Annotated in this window: 16 protein-coding genes; 12 read left to right on the top strand and 4 right to left on the bottom strand. The window is 38.6% G+C overall.

The window, feature by feature from the left end; genetic code table 11:
- Positions 1-30: 30 nt before the first annotated feature.
- The 12 genes from GUY17_RS05910 to GUY17_RS05965 all read left to right on the top strand — a co-directional run bounded on the left by GUY17_RS05910 (position 31) and on the right by GUY17_RS05965 (position 16,369).
- Positions 31-1,539: an N-6 DNA methylase gene (locus GUY17_RS05910; RefSeq protein WP_162022581.1), complete on the top strand. Its 1,509-nt coding sequence runs from the start codon at positions 31-33 to the stop codon at positions 1,537-1,539.
- Positions 1,536-3,308, top strand: coding sequence for a restriction endonuclease subunit S (locus tag GUY17_RS05915; protein ID WP_162022582.1), 1,773 nt, complete (start codon positions 1,536-1,538; stop codon positions 3,306-3,308). The genes GUY17_RS05910 and GUY17_RS05915 overlap by 4 nt, the downstream gene beginning before the upstream one ends.
- Positions 3,305-4,804 carry an AAA family ATPase gene (locus GUY17_RS05920; RefSeq protein ID WP_162022583.1) on the top strand — a complete coding sequence of 500 codons (1,500 nt, stop codon included), beginning with the start codon at positions 3,305-3,307 and terminating at the stop codon, positions 4,802-4,804. The genes GUY17_RS05915 and GUY17_RS05920 overlap by 4 nt, the downstream gene beginning before the upstream one ends.
- A 1-nt stretch (position 4,805) precedes the next feature.
- Complete coding sequence (locus tag GUY17_RS05925; protein WP_162022584.1) at positions 4,806-5,873, top strand: hypothetical protein; 1,068 nt, start codon at positions 4,806-4,808, stop codon at positions 5,871-5,873.
- A gap of 6 nt (positions 5,874-5,879) precedes the next feature.
- A complete protein-coding gene (locus GUY17_RS05930) occupies positions 5,880-6,767 on the top strand; it encodes a TIGR02391 family protein (RefSeq protein ID WP_162022585.1) in 888 nt (295 codons plus the stop codon).
- A 61-nt stretch (positions 6,768-6,828) separates the two neighbouring features.
- Positions 6,829-9,045, top strand: a complete 2,217-nt coding sequence (locus tag GUY17_RS05935) for an McrB family protein (protein WP_254439912.1) — start codon at positions 6,829-6,831, stop codon at positions 9,043-9,045.
- On the top strand, positions 9,026-10,339 hold the full coding sequence (locus tag GUY17_RS05940; protein WP_162022586.1) for an McrC family protein: 1,314 nt from the start codon (positions 9,026-9,028) through the stop codon (positions 10,337-10,339). The genes GUY17_RS05935 and GUY17_RS05940 overlap by 20 nt, the downstream gene beginning before the upstream one ends.
- A gap of 113 nt (positions 10,340-10,452) precedes the next feature.
- Positions 10,453-13,170: a CHAT domain-containing protein gene (locus tag GUY17_RS05945; protein WP_162022587.1), complete on the top strand. Its 2,718-nt coding sequence runs from the start codon at positions 10,453-10,455 to the stop codon at positions 13,168-13,170.
- The gene (locus GUY17_RS05950) at positions 13,160-14,089 is read left to right on the top strand and encodes a hypothetical protein (RefSeq protein WP_162022588.1); all 930 of its coding nucleotides are present in this window, start codon (positions 13,160-13,162) and stop codon (positions 14,087-14,089) included. The genes GUY17_RS05945 and GUY17_RS05950 overlap by 11 nt, the downstream gene beginning before the upstream one ends.
- Positions 14,086-14,658, top strand: a complete 573-nt coding sequence (locus GUY17_RS05955; RefSeq protein ID WP_162022589.1) for a hypothetical protein — start codon at positions 14,086-14,088, stop codon at positions 14,656-14,658. The genes GUY17_RS05950 and GUY17_RS05955 overlap by 4 nt, the downstream gene beginning before the upstream one ends.
- A 427-nt stretch (positions 14,659-15,085) precedes the next feature.
- A complete protein-coding gene (locus tag GUY17_RS05960) occupies positions 15,086-16,006 on the top strand; it encodes a viperin family antiviral radical SAM protein (protein WP_162022590.1) in 921 nt (306 codons plus the stop codon).
- 6 nt (positions 16,007-16,012) lie between these two features.
- Complete coding sequence (locus GUY17_RS05965) at positions 16,013-16,369, top strand: hypothetical protein (RefSeq protein WP_254439871.1); 357 nt, start codon at positions 16,013-16,015, stop codon at positions 16,367-16,369.
- A gap of 38 nt (positions 16,370-16,407) precedes the next feature.
- On the opposite strand, the gene GUY17_RS05970 is transcribed toward GUY17_RS05965, so the two are convergent.
- The 4 genes from GUY17_RS05970 to GUY17_RS05985 all read right to left on the bottom strand — a co-directional run bounded on the left by GUY17_RS05970 (position 16,408) and on the right by GUY17_RS05985 (position 19,504).
- The gene (locus GUY17_RS05970; RefSeq protein WP_162022591.1) at positions 16,408-17,004 is read right to left on the bottom strand and encodes an inovirus-type Gp2 protein; all 597 of its coding nucleotides are present in this window, start codon (positions 17,002-17,004) and stop codon (positions 16,408-16,410) included.
- A gap of 252 nt (positions 17,005-17,256) precedes the next feature.
- A complete protein-coding gene (locus tag GUY17_RS05975) occupies positions 17,257-17,526 on the bottom strand; it encodes an AlpA family transcriptional regulator (protein ID WP_162022592.1) in 270 nt (89 codons plus the stop codon).
- A 113-nt stretch (positions 17,527-17,639) separates the two neighbouring features.
- Positions 17,640-18,257, bottom strand: coding sequence for a hypothetical protein (locus GUY17_RS05980; protein WP_162022593.1), 618 nt, complete (start codon positions 18,255-18,257; stop codon positions 17,640-17,642).
- 8 nt (positions 18,258-18,265) lie between these two features.
- Positions 18,266-19,504: an integrase domain-containing protein gene (locus tag GUY17_RS05985; protein ID WP_162022594.1), complete on the bottom strand. Its 1,239-nt coding sequence runs from the start codon at positions 19,502-19,504 to the stop codon at positions 18,266-18,268.
- Positions 19,505-19,569: the final 65 nt, after the last annotated feature.

The raw sequence follows: 19,569 nt of genomic DNA on the forward strand, positions 1-19,569 counted from the left end.
TTTAAACAATGAGCAAAATTAGGTAAAAACATGAGCACTCAAGATCTGGTCGCCAAACTATGGAACCTGTGTAACCTTCTTCGTGATGACGGCGTCACTTACCATGAATACATAAATGAGTTGACCTATTTGGTCTTTCTTAAAATGGTAGAAGAAACTGGCCGAGAAGAGCATATTCCCGTTGGTTACCGTTGGGCTGATTTAGAAAAGTACGATTCGGCCACTCGCCTTGAAGAATATAAAAAGCTGCTCATTCATTTAGGTACGCATGGTTCACAAATCACCAATGCAATTTATGCTAATGCCAGCACCGTTATCCGTAAACCTGCCACTTTAAGCAAGCTAGTCAGCGAGATAGATAAACTTGATTGGTACAGCGCTAAAACCGAAGGTTTGGGCGATATGTATGAAGGTTTACTAGAAATCAACGCAGGTGAGAAAAAGTCTGGTGCAGGCCAGTATTTTACGCCGCGTGTGCTCATCAATGCCATGGTCGAATTAATGAAGCCAAACCTTGATGACGTGATTGTTGACCCAACAGCAGGCACTGGCGGTTTCTTAATTAGTGCGCATCATTACCTAAAAGAGCATCACGACGTACAAGCTTTAGAGCCAGGCGCCTACGACAAGTATCAACATGAAACTTTTTTCGGCATGGAGTTAGTGCCAGACACTCGTCGCTTAGCAATGATGAACTTGATGCTGCACGACTTAGCGGTTGATGATGTAAACTCCGGCATTTTATTTGGTGATACCCTATCTAACGAAGGTAAAGTGCTACCACCTGCAAGCCTGATTTTAGCGAACCCACCTTTTGGTACTAAGCAGGGCGGTGGTATCCCAACCCGCGACGACTTAATCACTTACACCAGTAACAAGCAATTAGCCTTTTTGCACTTAATGTATCTTCGAATGCTTGAACCAGGTGGACGTGCCGCTGTCGTGTTGCCAGACAACGTATTATTTGAAGGCTCTACCGGACAAACTATCCGCAAAGACTTAATGGAAAAGTGTAACTTGCACACTATTCTGCGCTTGCCAACAGGGATTTTTTACGCCGCAGGGGTTAAAACCAATGTGCTGTTTTTCTCCAAATCAAAGGACCTAAAGAAAGATAAAGGCCAAACCAAAAATGTATGGGTGTATGACTTACGCTCGAACATGCCGCAATTTGGTAAACGTACGGTATTAACCAAAGCCCATTTTGATGAGTTTTATCAAGCCGTGGGTAGCGACCTGACTCAAGTCGATGACGCAGCACGCCATGCCTTTATTAAAAATCATAAACATGGCAGTGAAATTGGCAATGTAGATACCTGCCGCTTGCGTTGCTTTAGCCGTGAAGAAATTGCCAAAAAAGATGACTCGCTTGATTTAGCCTGGATCCGTGACGACAGTTCAGAGGATAGCGCTAACCTTCCTGAGCCTGATGTGCTGATTAACCAAGCCTTAGAAGAGATGGCTGGTGCCATGCGCGAGCTGCAAGCCATTTTGGTTGAGCTTGGTTCTGCTGATGAATCAGATGAGGTGATGCTGTGAGTGAGCTTCCTAAGGGATGGTCTTTAGCTAATTTGTCTGAAATTCTTTCTGAAGATGGAATTATATCTGATGGTGATTGGGTCGAATCAAAAGATCAGGACACTAACGGTGAGGTGAGATTAATACAGCTTGCTGATATTGGCGACGGTATTTTCCTAAATAAATCTGATCGTTTTATGAATGATGAACAGACTACGAGGCTTCGTTGTACCTTTTTAAGGGAGGGAGATGTGCTAATCGCACGAATGCCAGATCCACTTGGACGTGCTTGTCTTTTCCCCTGTTTAGCAAATGACGCTGTCACAGTCGTTGATGTATGTTTAGTTCGCTTTACAGAACAGTCAGCATTGATAAATAAATTATTTATGTACTGGGTGAATTCGCCCCAGATACGTAATTTAATTGATATGCAGGCATCTGGTTCTACACGTCGTAGAATAACCAGAAAGAAACTGGCTTTATTCAATTTTCCTATACCTCCTTTAAACGAACAAATTCGCATTGCTGACAAACTCGATTCGATTTTAGCCAAAGTCGATCAAGCCCAAGCGCGCCTTGAAAAAATCCCCCATATCCTAAAACGTTTCCGCCAATCCGTCCTCGCCGCCGCCACGTCGGGTGAGTTAACTAGAGAGTGGCGTGGGAAAGATGAGAGTTTTGAAACGGAGATACCAGATTTTTTCATCCCAATTGAATGGAAATATTCAAATATTGAAGAGATTGGTGTTGTTAAGGGAGGCAAGAGACTCCCAAAGGGAGAAGTGCTAACAGAAGTTGATACCGGCCTTCCATATATAAGAGCAGGGCAATTAAAAAATGGAACCGTTATCCAAGGCGATAATGCCAGGAACAAACAAATGTTCCTACAGCCCGAAACTCAGGCGCAGATAAAAAGATATACAGTAAATGAAGGTGATGCGTATTTGACCATTGTCGGTGCATCTATTGGCGATGCGGGCATTATACCTAAAGCTCTACACTTAGCTAATTTGACAGAAAATGCTGCGAAAATTACTGATTTAAAAAGCTTGATTAACACTAGTTTTTTATCACTTTGGCTTAGAAGTGAAAAGTTGCAACAATTAATTCAATTAGAGATTAAATCCGGCGCTCAAGGAAAACTTGCATTAAAAAGAATAAATACTTTGCCTGTTCCACTACCACCTTTAGATGAACAAAAAGAAATTGTACGCCGTGTTGAGGTGTTATTTTCTTATGCGGCAAATGTTGAAAAAAACTATCAAGAAATGAAATCAAGGGTTGATCGCTTAACCCAATCGGTACTGGCGAAAGCTTTTCGAGGCGAATTGGTGCCACAAGATTCAAATGATGAACCAGCGAGTGAATTACTGAAACGTATTAAGTTTTCAGAAGTTGAGAGTAAACCAAAGAAAAAAGCTTCACCAAAACGAATAGCCGCTACAACAACTGAACCCAAAATCACTAAACAAGTTGCTACTAAGTTATCCGAACAGTTTGAAGAAACTTTTAATGTTGATTTGGATGCTGAAAAGCATGAAGCAACCGATAGTTTGCGAACCCGTTATCAGTCTGAGATTAGAAAAGCACAAGATTCACTACTTGATGCAAAGTTCAGTGTTGAGCAATTTCGCTCAGTGACTGAATTTAAGGGTGACTACGAGGCTTTAAAGGCGTTGATCATGAATTTGTTAAAAGGTATCTCAGGTATAAGTGAACCTATCCTAGAGATTGAGAGTTGGGACGAAAAAAGTGGTGATTATTTGATGCGCTTGGTTGATCAAAAATGAAGCTAATCAGCCTACAGTACAGTGACCCAGCAAATTCATTGCAGGCTTATGATTTTAATTTTGACAATGATCGTCACGAATCAAATGCGCTCGAGCCTCTGTGTTTTGTTGGGTTAAACGGTTCTGGTAAGTCCAAGTTGCTGGAAATATTAGCAAAGATTTTTTTTGAGCTGGATAAACTGTGGCGCAACACCAACAAAACGAAGCCTACGGTAAGTGCAAATTTCCGTTTTGAGTATCATCTATTACCATCACGAAAATACAAAGAGGTAATAATCGAAGGGCGTGTTGGTAAACCTCTGATAGTTAGGGCAGATGGTAATGTATTAGAATCGGAAGCTCTGGAGTCTGTGATGCCATCAAATATTGTTGGCTACTCATCAGGTCATAACGAGACGATTAGCACACTGTTTCACGAACTTCGCGAACGGGAGTTTGGCCGAGTGCTTAAGGAAGTTAATGAGGGGGATAAAGGCCGCAGGAAGCTTTCTCGCACATTGTTTCTTGACCGCGATTCGACCAAGCTACTTTTACTTACAGCGTATATTTTTTCTGGTAAAAATGGTCGCGATGGTCTTCCGAGTGTTCAGTCATCAAATAAATTATTAAAAACTTTTGCCGATTTTATCCGATTAAAGCAATTGACGTCGTTCCAAATAGTTATTGATACAGATTCAGGACGAATAATTCTTTCACAGCCTATGGAACAAGTGTTAGAAAGGCTGAAGCGATGCGCGTTAATGATTAATAGTAATGAAAAAGGGAAAGATCGAATTTACGAAATGGATTTCTTACTGTGTGAGCAAAGCAAAAAGGCATTTGTTAAAGAGTTTGGGACGGCTCAAGATTTCTTTGAGCAACTTTATGAGCTTTATAGTTTAAATCTAATTTCTAGTAGCAAGAACAAAACTCACCAAGTGTTTAGTATCCCTGAACGTGAATTGAAAGTATTAATTAAGAGCCCTGATGCAGAAACGGAATATTTGAATCTAAGTGATGGCGAACATCAATTTATTCAAGTGTTTACATCATTAGCATATTTTGCAAAGCAAGATTCTATTTTCTTATTAGATGAGCCTGAAAGCCATTTCAACCCTGCTTGGAGAGCCAAATTTGTCCTCGTAATGGAGGATTTGCTTACTGCCAAGCAAAAGAGTTCCGAGTTTTTAATATCAACCCATTCGCCATACCTTGTCTCAGCATGTAAAAGTAAAAACGTAACGATATTCAAAAGAGACAATGGAAAAATATTATGCTCTCAACCCAAAAAAGAAACATATGGTGGCACATTCGATAGCTTGCTTAAAGAATTATTTGAGGTAATCACCCCAATCTCAGAACACTCAAAAGCGTCAATAGAAAAAATTATAAAATCTGATGATGTTGAGAAAATGAAGCTAGCTTTGGCTTTTTTTGCAGAATCGCCAGATAAAAGAGATTTATACGAAGCAATTCTACGTCAAGGTGAAAGTTTAGAACTTCGAAAGGACGCCTAGAATGCTGTATGGACTAAAAGCTATTGAAGACCATCCATGCTTCAAGATGCACGATTTGTTGGAGAATTTGTTCTTTGAATATGTATCAGATAAAGATTTCTCTGATGTTGTTTTTCGTAACATTTTTTCCAAAAAATATATTAATGGACATGGGAAGGCATTTAAAAAGTCATTGGATGACTTGGTTCACAGCCTGCCAACTAATAAAGCTAAGAAGCAAAAACTATATAGCCAATTCGTAAACAATAACTCAATCGAAGCTTTATGCTTAGAAAAAGGATTTATACCAGAAAGCTATATTCGATGGACTGATATTATAGGCGTAAGACTCAATGGTTTTTTATTAAATTGTTACGAGACAAAGCTAGATCTTTCACCTTTCAAAAGGCCTGACAGTAGTCTCAAACCTACGCATAGTTTTTATCAGGAATTTATAATAAAGAATGGCGGTATATGCCCTTTTTGTGGCCTAAATGCTTATAAAAATGTATTCGGGTCAAGGCGTGAGGATTTGGATCATTACTTGTTCAAAGGGAAATATCCATTTGCTGCAGCAAACATGTGGAATTTAGTACCTACTTGCTCTGAATGTAATCAGGATTACAAGAAAACTAAAGATGTCTTGTTTGATGCTGGAGTAAGAACCGAGGCTTATTACCCTTATAGGAAGATTGGAGGAGTTAATTTAAAGGTTAATTTGAATATTGGTTTTGATAATAAAACGCCAGATGCCTGGAATATTCATATTACTCCTAAAATTGCGGCAGAATTAAAACAGGTCGAAAACTGGGTTCGGATCTATGGGATAACTCGGAGATATAAAAATGAGATCGCGGCGGAACATGATAATTGGATAATGACAGAATTGTTAGAAAGGGGGACCGTATTTGTAGACACAAATGGCTTTAGACGCTTCATGATATCAAGAGCTCGTGTGCACAAAAAGCTTTTTGAAAAAAAACTTGCTCCTAAGTCATTTTTGAAAACCTCTTTTTTTGTATTTGTTGCCCGCTATGCAGATGATGCATTCATCGGTAAGTACATGCTTCCATTCAACGCAGGCCTTTAAAGGAGTATGGTTATTAATATAAAAAAACTGAAAATAGCAGACCTCGCCGGAATTGAATACTACGGAAGCGCAGGGATTACTGCCCGTTGTTTAACTGCGTTGACAATGGCGATTCAAGCTGGTGATGACGCCATATTAAGAGCCTTTTTGCTTTCAGACGTTGATAGCAGCTCGAAGTGCGGAACGCATTGTTTTTTACTGTGGCCAGAATCTAGCGACCCAATAGTTATTAAATCTGGTTTTGCTTCAGGTTATCCTGGTGAAGGTCCAAGAGGACTATCCAGTGCGATGCAGATCCTTATTCGTCACAATATCGATATTGAAGAATATGCTGTCGATGCAAGTTTTATCCAAAGAGCAGATAGCTCATGTTTGACACAATCCGATCTGGTGTTTATCGAGAAACTGCGACCAATTAGGCCCATTCGTTATTACGATTACATTTTGCTTAGAGATGATTTACGTTCGTACGATGACAATTTGGTCAAATCGCTCTTTGTAAAAAACGTCCCATTCTCGCTTATTGATAACCGCATCATGGATCTGGCCATTGATCTGCAAAACAATCCAGATGCCAATCTAATGACATGCTATCGACGCTTAGAAGACATTATCAGAAAGAGGACAGGTTTGGATGGTGAAAGTGGCTCCAAGTTATTTTCTCAGGCATTTCTTAGCAGTAATGCACCACTGTATTGGCCTGAGTTACCTGAAGCAGAGGCAAAAGGTCGAGCCGCGCTTTTTACTGGTGTTTATATGGCCTATCGAAATAGCCGTGCACACAAAGAAAACTTAACAACGATCGATGATGCTATCAGAGAGTTTTTAATGATAAACCAATTGTTTATTCTTGAATTCGAAGCTCAAAAACAAGAAATCTTAGAATCTAATTAAACACAGGAAGTTTAAATCTGCTCTAACTTAAAGTTTAAGATTTTAAAGTCCTTTAGGTTTGATGTGGGTTAATGAGGTACTAATGGCTAGGTATTGTGGTGACAGAAACTCAGAATTACTTATTGCAAATGCAAGAAGGTTTAAAGAAACGTGCTTAGTTCAAGGTAAATCACTATTTACGAACGAGGTGGTTTGGACCGGTGAAAACTGTAATGAACTTATCATTAATTTTGTTAATAAGCCTGATGCTGGTAATGGTGATTTTTTTGAAAAATTAGAAACTCAGCTAGTTACCACATCAGCTAATGCTAAAGTACTCGCGGCAGAAATGCTGTGGTTGATGTTCCTATGTCCTAGTAACACTGGACCAGAATCAAAACGAGTAAGTATCGAGAGAGTATTTGCTTGGAGTGGGTTACAAATGACTCCAGCATTAAAAGATGAATATCTCTCAGATCATTCATTAACAGGTATTGGTAGTGCAGGAACGGCTTATAATACTGGTCGTTGGCGTGAGTTAGTTTATTTAATGCGTTTCACAGCAGCATTCTTGAAGTTAAATAAACAAGAAAAAATAGATTTACTGAGTGATCATCTTCGTTTTTCAGAATGGCTAGAACAATTGCCTGAAAATGAAAGTCGCCAATTGCGCCATATGCTCCTATTTTTATTCTTCCCTGATTTTAACGAACGTATTTTTGGCAATACAGACAGATGCTCAATTTTAGTTAGCCTTACTGACATCACCAAAAGCCAATATAACAAAATGAAATGCCGTGAAAGAGATGCCGCGCTGTTAACGTTGCGTCAAAAGTTTGAGCAGAAGTTTGATACTGCTGAAATTGATTACTATGCGGAACCATTAAGCACAATTTGGAAGAATGCAGGCACTGATGCTGTTAGTCATGTAAAGGAGTCTAAAGAGGATTACATTGTGAGCAAACAATCAGCCATCAGCTTAAATCAAATCCTTTATGGCCCACCAGGTACTGGTAAAACTTACCACACCATTAACGAAGCGTTGGCAATTGTAGATCCAGAATCGTTGCAGGGTAATTTGTCTAGAGCCGAATTGAAATCTAAATTTGACCTATTTGTGTTATCAGGACAGATCGTTTTTACAACTTTTCATCAAAGCTTTAGCTATGAAGATTTTGTTGAGGGATTGAGGGCAGAATCTGAAAATGGCCAGTTAAATTATAAGGTCGAGTCTGGGATTTTTAAACAGATATGTGAACGTGCCAATGAAGGCGTAACCGAGACCGATGATCCTTTTGATCAAGCGCTAACTATTTTTACAGATGCTTTAGCCAGTCACGATGGCTTAATGACATTAAAGACGATTACAGGAAAAGAATTTGAGGTGGAGTATAGTGGTGGAAGCACGCTATTAGTTTATCCCAAAAGCAATAAATTACTAAAACAGGGCTATTCTGCCAGTCTGACTCTTGTAAGACAGTTATATCGAACAGGCAGTAAGAAAGGGATATATAATCCATCTTATGTTGATGGTGTTCTTCGTTATTTAAAAAGCGATTGTGGTTTAAAAAATTATCTATCTCAATCACCCCATTCACCCGTTAAGCCGTTCGTACTTATTATTGATGAAATTAATCGTGGCAATATTTCAAACATTTTCGGTGAGTTGATTACGCTGATTGAACGAAGTAAGCGTGCTGGTGGTATTGAGTCGCTGACAGTCAAATTACCTTACTCGAAAGAACCGTTTTCCGTTCCTTCTAATCTGCATATTATTGGCACTATGAATACTGCGGATAAATCATTGGCTCAAGTGGATATTGCGCTGCGTCGTCGTTTTGAATTTGTAGAAATGATGCCTAAACATGAGTTGCTTGAAGGTATTGTGATCGATGGCATTGATGTTGCGAAGATGCTTAAAACCATCAATCAGCGCATTGAGCTGCTATATGACCGTGAACATACTATTGGTCATAGCTTCTTTTTACCGTTAAAAGATGATAAATCCATTGGACGTTTGGCACGTATCTTTGAGCTAGAAATATTACCTTTGCTAGAGGAGTACTTCTTCGAAGATTGGGAGCGTGTTGGCCAAGTGCTTGGGGATCATTTTAAGAAGGCTAATCCAGAGTTAAAGTTTATTAAAGAGAAGTTTACTGGTACTGATACTGAACCTTCAGTATCAGAGCTGATGGGGAAAGACTGGGCGCAAGATGGTATTCGCCCATATAAGCGCAATATTGCTGTATTTACGAACTCAGAAGCGTACATAGGTATTTATGACTCGCCTCAAAAGTAGTGATGTTACCGTTAGAGAGTTTGCTCTTTTAACTAATGAGGGTGATGACAGGAGTATTGATTGTCACTCAATACCCAAGTCTGCGTTTGAGTGGCTGCTTGCTAATGGAGTAAGCAGTGGTGAAAAGCAGCGGGAGCTAGTTAAGGTTAAACGTTACGGTAAATCAATTGCGTTGCAGGTAGTTAACTTTGTTGGTGTGCTTGAAACGCCATGTAGAACTCGCATAGAGATTTTACCTAAGACAACGACAGATGAATGCAATCCTGAAATAGCGCGTAAAATTTTGCTTAAAATGCTGGCTAGCGTAGATAAACTTAAATTAGAGGATTTTCAACAGTCACATTTACAGTTATTAAAACAACCTCTCTATGAAGTGTTGATTGCTTACTTTTTAAAGTCTGTCGCTAAGTTGGTAAAGCAAGGTATAAGAAGTGAGTACCAGCGTATAGAACGCGAGTCCTCATTTTTAAAAGGCCAGTTACTTGTTGCTAAGCAACTAAGACAGCGACCAGGGCGTCAGCATTACTTTCAAGTATCTCACGACATATATCACGCTAATCGCGCAGAAAACCGTTTATTACACTCATCTTTGAAACAAGTTTTTAAGTGGGCCAGAACGAGTACAAATCAACGTCTAGCAAGAGAATTACTATTGGTATTTAGCGACATTAAAGAGTCTGCAGATTTTGTTCATGACTTTAGGCTTTGGACAGATAACAGAAGCCTTGCACATTATCGGCCCCTTAAACCATGGTGCGAGCTTATTTTGAGCTATCAATCACCAGTGGCTATGGTTGGAAATAATAATGGTTTATCTTTTTTATTTCCGATGGAACAATTGTTTGAACGCTATGTAGCCAAGCAGCTAAAACGTCAGTTACCTACACATTTAAAGTTAAGAGAGCAGGTGTCTAGCCACTGCTTAACCCACCATAACGGCAATGATTGGTTTAGGCTAAAACCTGACATTGTGGTTTATGATAAATCAAAAGTGGTTACTGTGATGGATACCAAGTGGAAGCTTCTTGATGCTTCACTTAATACGACAAAGCATAAGTACAACTTGAGTCAGTCAGATTTGTACCAGTTGTTTGCTTACGGTGAAAAATACCTGCAAGGCAAAGGTGAGCTTTATTTGATTTATCCCAAACATATTGGCTTTATTGAACCTCTGGCAAACTTCGAATTTAAACCAGGGTTAAGGCTGAATGTGGTGCCTTATGATCTTGAAACTGACCTTTGTTATTTGCCTGAGTTTGATTTGAGTTATTCACTCCCAAATAAGGCCTGTTAAACAGCTTTAAATATTTAGAGAGGATAATTATCCATGGTTGGATTAGGTGATATAGAAGCCCATGGCAAAGTGAGTGTTGTTTATGTTGTTTATGTTGTTAAGGTAAATTAAAAATGGATGTTAAAGCTCAAATGGATTTTGCTAATTATGCTCGATTACAAAACGAAGTAACTACCAAAAATGTAAAACCAAATTATCACAAATACAATACCGAAGGCAGAAGGCTTACGGATTATGATGACAAGGATTCATTGAAAAAAGCGTTACGGTGCTTTGAAAAGGCTTTGGCGTTAGCATCTAAAAATGAATATACCAGAGCTTCTGCATACCATGAGTTAGGGGTGTTTTATTTTACTCACTTTGCTCACCTACTTGGTGCGCCACAATCAAATTTGAATAAAGCGGTTTCATTCTTTTCTCGTGCAATTGAAAGCAAGCAACGACAACAATTTCCAGATAAACATGCATCAAGTTTGTCGCAGTTAGGGGCAACATATCGAAGGGCAGCCAATGAGCATTTATTTCCCTTAAGTCGGCAGGATTGTCTATCAAAGTCTCAGCAGCTGCACGAGGCGGCGTTAAGAGTGTTAGATGGCGATATTCCTATTTTTATTCGTTTAAACAGCCAATCCATCATATCTTTTAATTTAGCTGCTACTCTGCTCGACGCTAACAAAATTGTTGAAGCTTGCGATGCTCAAGCGAAAGCGTTTCAGTGTTTTATTGATGCTATTGAGTGGGCTCAGTCTAATTTTCCTAACAAAGGTTTAGAGGGCTATATGTCCTTGAAACCAGATCAAATATTGCCTCTTACTGTTGCTCGATTGAGCCACTTTTCCAATAATAAAGAGCACAAACAGCTTTGTAATTTTATTGGAGAAATAGCACCGTCGTTTGGCCTCGACCCTTTAGATTTTATGAGAGTTAATCCATTCGCAGATATATCAAACCCTATTGATGAAATTAAGCAACTTGTAAATGGGGCTGAGAGAAACAGCACTGCTGCTAATATTGAAAAGTTATCAGCTAAAGTTCACTCATTAATGGTGAGTAGACAGTCTACAGAGACGGACCAAGAGTCTGATAGGGTCAGTGTGCTAATTCAACAGGCAAGTTCAGGCTTAGCTCGTATATTAGTGAAGAAAGAAGAATATCTACAAGCATTCATCACGCTTGAAAATACCAGTGGAATGCGTTTTTGTGAGAATGCGAGTTTGTGCTGGTTTTATGCTAAAAATCCAGTGGTACAAATGATATTCGAGACTAAAAGAAAGTTAGGTGGTGCATATTATGGGTTGAATGAACTTGCATTGATGTTAACAGTTGTGGATAAGAGTAAATTAGATCAATCTCTTGCTGAGAGTGCTAAGTTACTTAAGTCACAAGCTCCCTTAAAAATAACCAATTTTGATGAAAATATATTCAATGATAATCAATATGCCAAAATTGTCGAAATGGCGAGTCGAGCCAGAGACCCTATCAGTTATTTACACGAACAGGCAAACCTATGTTTAGATGATTTCAAAACCCTAGGTGAATATACAGACAGATTAGACCCTGATTACCTTAAGGCTAGGTTCCGAACTCAACAAATTACTTTTGATAATTTAACCGAGGCCGTTCATGCTCATCCCGAGCAAGTACTCGTTAAGATAGACATTGAAGATCACTATGATGATGCTTTGATTATCGTTGCTTATCTGCAAAATAACGAAATAATTGCTAACGGTTATTCTTTCAACTTACCTAAAAATCTTATCAACGATGTTGCAGCATTTGTGGCTAACAACAAAGAGGCCACTACCGAGTGGGATTTTGATTTTATCGATTGGAAAAGGATGCTTCCAAGTCACTTAGGTAAAATTTCGATACTACCTTCATTTTTTGCTTCGCATATACCTTGGACTGCAACCGGTAAAGCGGGAGAAAAGCTGTATCAATTAGTCAGCGAGATAAATTGGCTACCTTCACTAATGTATTTATACGAACAAGTTAAATACTCAGATGAAAAAAGCCAGCTGACTAGCCTATGTGGTGGTGATACTTTATTTGAAAAACTCGCGGTACAAGCCTGTACAGAAGCTAGTGTTACTCAATCTATGGATGAAGTTGTTAATCAGTTAACCCACTCTAGCGTTTTTAGTTTTTATGGTCATTGTGAACATAAACATCCAGACAGACCTTCATTATTATTTAAAGATTATGTTATTCGAGATGTTGAGATGCGTCTTGGCGTACGAGGAGCTGAACGCATCGAATTGTGGGCGTGTCAAAGTGGTTCGAATATTCCTCTACATTTTTTGCCTAGCCAGGTGAATGAAGCCTTCGGTATGGATATGAGAATGCTAGAGTACGGTGCTAAAACCGCTATAGGTTCTCTGTGGGCTGTTCCTGAGTTAGTTACGGCACATATAAAAGCAAAATACGATAAGCTTGTTACAAGCGGTTTAGGGGCATCTGAAGCACTGCTTAGTGCTCAACGTTGGTGGGTTGAAAGAGGTGCTGATGAGGAGTTAAGTAAAATCACTACCATTGGTGAAAAAGAGTACCTAAGGACGCTTGGTTGCCATTATACAAAAAATCAAGCGATGGAATCACTGATGGGGCCTGTACTTGCAAGTAGTGCTAATAAATCCAAGTTTGATGTAAGTGTATTGGAGAGTTCATTTAAGCACCCTTCAGCATGGTCAGGCATGCGTTTTTGCGGTATAAGCGAACAGCAAAATATTTTTATTCCTAGAGTCGAGTTGTCATCAGCTCAACTACAGCAATTGAGTACTTTAATTTTACAAATGGATTTACAGGCAGGCTTTGTAAAAAATGCGAGATAACTACTTACCCATTACCGATTGGTCTTTTATTGGAAGGCAAAAGTATGTTGATAAAAATCGATTAGTTATTGAATTGGTCATTGAGCAAGCGCTTGAGGATTTTGATGAGAAAACCATATCTGTAGCATTTGGTCGTCAAGCTAGCTCGGTCGCCAAGATTATAGACCTATTTTTGCTTAGTCATTTTTGTGTTGATCGCTTGCCTACAGCTATACCCAAAGATATCAAACTTTTCAGTCAGCTGGCATTCTGGGTTAGGTATAAAACCGCTGGACATGTACATGTCGGGAGTGAGTCCCGTAAGCAGGCTTTAGTTGAAAGTGAGCAGGGCCTGTCCGAATCTAAAGTGGCAAATATCGATTTGGATTTGCAAGTATTATCAAAGAATCTAAAAAAACTCAATCAACATGTTGCACCTGATTTGATTGGATATTGGTTGCAAGCTAATAAAAAACTGCTAAATGAATTACCTACATTTGAAGATTTCTCGCAGGTTGTCGAAATAGAAAATGATGTGTCTGATACTCAAAAAACTCGCTATAAGGTGGATGCTTCTTTTAGGTACTTGTATCTGTTCCTCAATATTGCAGAACACATAGATACTGTTGAACGTTATGAAAATAAATATTTTGTGAAAGGCCTTAATCGTCCTCAATATGTCGCAGGTAATTCAGAAACTCATCAAACTAAGCATCAAGTTAGGCAGACAATTAAACAAATAATCAATCGATTTCATGCAATTTTTACAGAGACTGGTGATAATGATGTTCTTATTCGTGCATTGTTTAAATCTATTGCCAAAAAAGCAGTGCTTGATGTGTATGAGATAAGCAAAAATGAGCCATATTATTCTGATTACACTCAAAAAATAATACAACTAAAAGCTAAACCATCTACATTATTGGAGCAAGTATCATGACACTTGATAAGTTATTGCTTGATGAAATGGTCCAAGGTGTAGAGAGTGCTGATGAAAACTGGGTTCAGCTGTTACAGCATCCTGACGCTGAAAGGGTTTGGTCTGAAGCCGTTAAGCGTCGGGAAAGTTTGAATGCGTTTTGCCGTCTAGCGGCAAGATGGCCTGCGATAGTTCTTCAATATAAAAAATTAAAATCTTTTACTAAAAAAAGTATCAACGCCCCACAAATTAATCTTTTTAGTCCTAGCCACCAACCATTTAGTGCTGCTTTGAGTAGTATATCAGATGAAGAACAAGCCTTTTTAATTGAGGTTAAATGGGGGAAACACCAGATAGTGGAGCTAGATAAAGATATTCTCATTAACTTCAATGCGGACAGAGATATTAATGTTTATTATTCTTTTATTGGTGGTGATGGGGTCATTGGTATAGATGACTCGTGGGCCTTTAAGCTTGACGAAGGTGCTGTATTGCTCACTTTTGTTGAAGGTGAGTGTTTAAGCAATGATTTTGAATCTATTTTAAACCATGCCAAATCAGTTGGGAGTGTTGTACTGCTACCTTCATAAATAAAAAGCGAAAAAAAGTAAATTCACCAGCGTATAGAAGCACCAATAACAAAAAAGGTGCTTCAAAATGTCAACATTACAATATGTTTTCCCCTTCACAGATCAGTCTACACAAGCGAATACGATTTCATCGCTAATGTGTCGTATTAACTCTAGAGTTTGGCAAAGTCTATCTTCCAATCAACAGATCCAAACTATAAACCTGATAAATGAGATTACATCAGGTAAACCTTATCCGTTTTTAGGCGGTCGAAAAGTCAAATGTAACAACTCCCTTGTTCGTTTTCGCATAGGCCGAAATCATCGGCTTATCTTGAACCGCACTTCAACGAATTTCGTTTTTCAACTATTTAACCGTCAAAATTATGAGCGAAACTTTAATAAAAAGTTCAGTTCATTAACTGTTGAATGTTAAGGAGGCTGAGTCATGAAATTTATCCATGTAGAACATAAAAATATTAAAGAATTAGTCATCAACTGGCACATCACTGAAGTGTGCAATTATGACTGCAAGTACTGCTTTGCAAAATGGGGACGACCTAAAGAACTACATCGTTCTCTTGAGGAAATTGAAAAGTTGCTTGATTACTTAGCTTCATATTTTATCAAAGGTAATTCAACGTTAAAGAGTGAGCTCGGTTACGAAACCGTTCGTCTTAATTTAGCTGGCGGAGAACCAATGATGCTTGGCAGTACATTTTTTATCGTACTGATGCTGGCGAAACAAAAAGGCTTTAAAACCTCAATCATTACTAATGGGCATTACCTAGTAAATAGCCGCTTGGATTTCCCTAAGAATGTGTTGGATATGGTTGGTATTAGCTTTGATAGCCAAGATTTAAGTACTCGAGAAAAAATAGGCAGAGTTGATCGTAAAGGCAATTCGCTGAGCGCTGAGGATTTAAAAATCGCATTAGAGGGGTTAATAGAAACTCAAAAAGGCATCAAAACCAAGATCAATACAGTTGTGAATAGCTTAAATAATGAAGAGGACTTTTCATCACTGATTTGTGAGTTAAAGCCTTATAAATGGAAAGTCTTACAAGTAATGCCGTATGGTGCTGATGATTTACTGATCTCAAAAGAAAAGTTTAACCAGTTTGTAGTGCGTCATAGTGGCTTAGGACTCCCACTATTTTCTGAGTCGAACTCAACGATGACAGAGTCATATTTGATGATTGACCCGTTAGGCCGCTTCTATCAAAACTCTGTAAGTTCTATTGGTTACAAGTACAGTGACAGTATCAATCAGTGTGGTGTGGAAAGCGCACTTGCTCAGATAGCGTTTAACCCTAAAACATTTTTATCAAGATATCGTCAAATTGATATCGATGTTATCGAGTCTTAGGGGGAAATGATGAAAAGTGAAACTTGTTTTGGAAAAACCTCAGGTAAACCATTAACACAATATTATGATGAAGAAGAGGCTCAAGGAGCCGCTGATTACTCCAAAGAATTTTATGGTGATGATTTAAGTCCGTATCATTGCAGTAAATGTGATTTATGGCATTTGTCACCTAAGAGTAGACAAACTCCCAGTCAAAAATGTAATCGTTGCACTGGGGGCTATGGCGTTGAAAAAGAATCATATCGCTCCAAACTCGAGGCACGTTTAAGAGCTGATATTATCTATGATGAACAAGGTATTAGCTTACGAGTCTATAAATGTAAGTATGGTTTTGGATGGCACTTGACGAAGAGTCAGTTTTAGATGGTACAGGTAATGAGCTAGTACACCTTAGTGAAAGTCTAGTAATAGCCTGTAAACTCTTTGCTGGTGGGTTTAGGATTAAAAACTATGCGGCTTGCCGCATAGTTTTTGGTTTGTGCGGGCTTTTTTCCTTTTCCTCTCGCTTTTGCGAAATAGCTAACCCTATACAATAGTTTTGCCATATTTTTATTATCACCACGTTGTATTTTGTAATATTGATGTCTTGGATAATAAATAAAACCACCAAGTTCAGACCAAATACGTTTGCTGATAATATTAACCCAGCCTGGGTACATGATGTTTTTACCATCTAAAAGTAGCACGATGTGATAGTGAGGTGACTTTGCTTTTTCTTGCTCGCGTACCCATATATAACCTAAACGGTGTATTTTGTACTTTGCTTTGAGTTGCTTTGATAATCGTCTGAAGAAAACAGTAATTTGTTTATTAAGCAGGACATAGCTTGGTTGGTGAAGATCATAGCGAATGGCCATTAATTTTAAATGATGACTTTGAAAGTTAAAGATTTGTTCAAATGATGATTTAAGTATTGGTGTATAACAGCCTGATGGTCGATTATTTACTTTCCATTGATTTCCTTTGTATGAGTAAAAGTCTGCTATAGATATGTGCATATGTTTTTACCAGAGGCTTGATTCAATTTCTTAATTAAAAAGAAAGACAGATATTATTAAGATCCCCCCCTAATATTCAGGGCCAGTTTAGCTGCAACAACATATGCGGCCTGACTTTTCTGCTCATATTATTTTCATTTTAGGGGGTTAAAAACCTATCAATATTTTCCAGTATTGTCTGTTATAATTTTTTAGTAATATATTCAAGTGGTTGAGGGGAGCACCCTCACCACTTAAATAGATACCTATTATCTATCTTCTCAGCTCATCCCAAGCCTCTTTTCGAGCCTTTACTAGTGTGTCAATATAGTCAGCAAGTAAATCATCTTGTATACCAGCAGCCATTGCTTTGAGAGTTTGATGTATTTCGTACTCAAACCATCCAACAGCTCTACTCCCGAGCTTGATTGGTGGTGGAAGTAGCCCTTCATTGATCCTTTCATGAAGCGTACTTTTGCTGATTGCTAAGATAGAGAGGGCTTCCGGTTTGCGAATGATACGCATATTTTTTGATGTGTTCATAATATAGATTCCTGTAAAAGTGTTAATTGGTTATTACAGGGCTATATTGGAAGTTCTAGTGGTAAATTAGAGGTTTGAATTGATCGCTTTTATCTAGTCAATTCAAACTTGAGTTATTCTAACTTTGGAAATTTATTTAAGCATATTCTGTCGAAGGCACTTTTCCATTTTGATGCATTTTCCATCTTGTCGTCAAAAACTATGGCCAGAAAAGTCACAAAATCTGATGTATCACTAATGGTTATCTTATTATTTTTTTGAAGCCATACATTGTGTAATTGATTAATTAGTTGGCCTTTTCCTGTTGTTAGTTTTAGCTCTATTGGTGGCTCAGTACAGTTGCCGATTAAAGCACTCTTCGGTGGCGTTGCTGCAATAGATATGGATTGTATGACTTGCTCTAATTTAACAATCAAGCTTTGTAATTCATCATTTTTAGTGTCATCAAGTATTAATGGGGCGTTTACTCTGAGATTATTTTTATTATTACCGTTAGCTAATTGAGTATAAATCACATCAATATCAGACATTATGATTGGAAATGAGTTTGCAACAGCCTTAATTTGAGTAAGGCCATCTTGAAAGTGTTTTTTTGCTGTTCTGAGACGTTTAAGTTGTTCGTTATATGTTTTCTCACCTGCTGGATAGTTCTGGCAATATTTAATTATTGAATCGATGTCAGTATCGCTAAAACCTTTTGAGTTCAGCCACTTTTTATTATCTAGAATCATATTAATTCCTAAACTACTCTGAGATTTTTCATACCAATTAAGCTAACGTTACCATTAGCAGCTTGGATAATGTAGTCACTCCACCAGATCATCATTACTCTACGGCGTTCTAAGTAGTCGGTTCTGTTATAAGCACTACGTATCTGATTTTTATCAATATGTGCTAATGCTGTTTCAATAAGATCTGCATCAAACCCTTGCTCATTGAGTGTTGTACTTGCTAGCGAACGGAGGCCATGTGCGGTGGTACGGCCCTTTAACCCCATTCGATTTAATGCAGCGTTTGCTGTTTGCACATTGCAATGTGTTTTAGGGTTTCTTTCTGCAGGGAAAATGTACTCTCTGTGACCGCTGAAATGCTTAATCGTTTCAAGTAGCACAATCGTTTGCTCGGTAAGGGGGATAACATGATCACGGCGCATTTTCATTTTATCTGCCGGAATTGACCATAACCGGTCATCAAAATTAATTTCATCCCATCGTGCTGCTGCGGCTTCATTTGGCCGAGTCATGGTATGCAATTGCCATTCAATTAAAAAGCGGGTGACTTTTTTTATACTGGCGTTCGCGATAGCCTGCATTAACTCAGGCAATTCATTTGGTTTTAATGCTGCAAGGTGTTCTTTGCGTGGTTTTTTGAATACCGACTTAATACCGGATAAAGGATTTGCATGAATAAGGCCCGTATTGACGGCGTATATCATGACTTCGTTTATGCGTTGGCTTAATCGCTTAACAGTTTCGAGATTACCTTTTGCTTCAACAGGCCTTAATACTTTAATAACCATCGGCGCAGTGATATGGCTGATTGGCGTTTTAGCTAAAGCAGGGAGTAAGTGCAGCTTGAAAGAGCGCCATGTTGAATCAGCATGGTCCAGAGTTATGGATTCTTTCTTAGCTTCAAACCATTGCAGAGCGACTATCTCAAAAGTATGTTCAGTGAGTGCCGCTTTTGCAGCTAGCTCATCAGCTTTATGTTGCTTGGGGTCAGTATCTAACGCGATGAGCGTTCTAGCTTCTTGTGCGAGTTTACGTGCATCAGCAAGAGAAATATCAGGATATGAGCCAAAACTTAGGTTTTGTCTTTTCTTGGTAATTGGATTGACGTAATTGAGAAGCCAAAGCTTAGAACCGTTAGGCTTTACCCTTAACTGCAACCCCGCACCGTCTGCCAGGTTATATTCTTTGTCTTTTGCTTTAGCACTTTTGATTTCTGTATCTGAAAGGGGCTTTGCGAGTCTTGCCATAGTAACACCATCCTTAGTAACACTGACCTGAGTGATTAAAGCGATGTTACTAAATAAATGTAAAC

The sequence above is a fragment of the Shewanella sp. Arc9-LZ genome (assembly GCF_010092445.1).
In the GTDB taxonomy this organism is placed as follows: Bacteria; Pseudomonadota; Gammaproteobacteria; order Enterobacterales; family Shewanellaceae; genus Shewanella.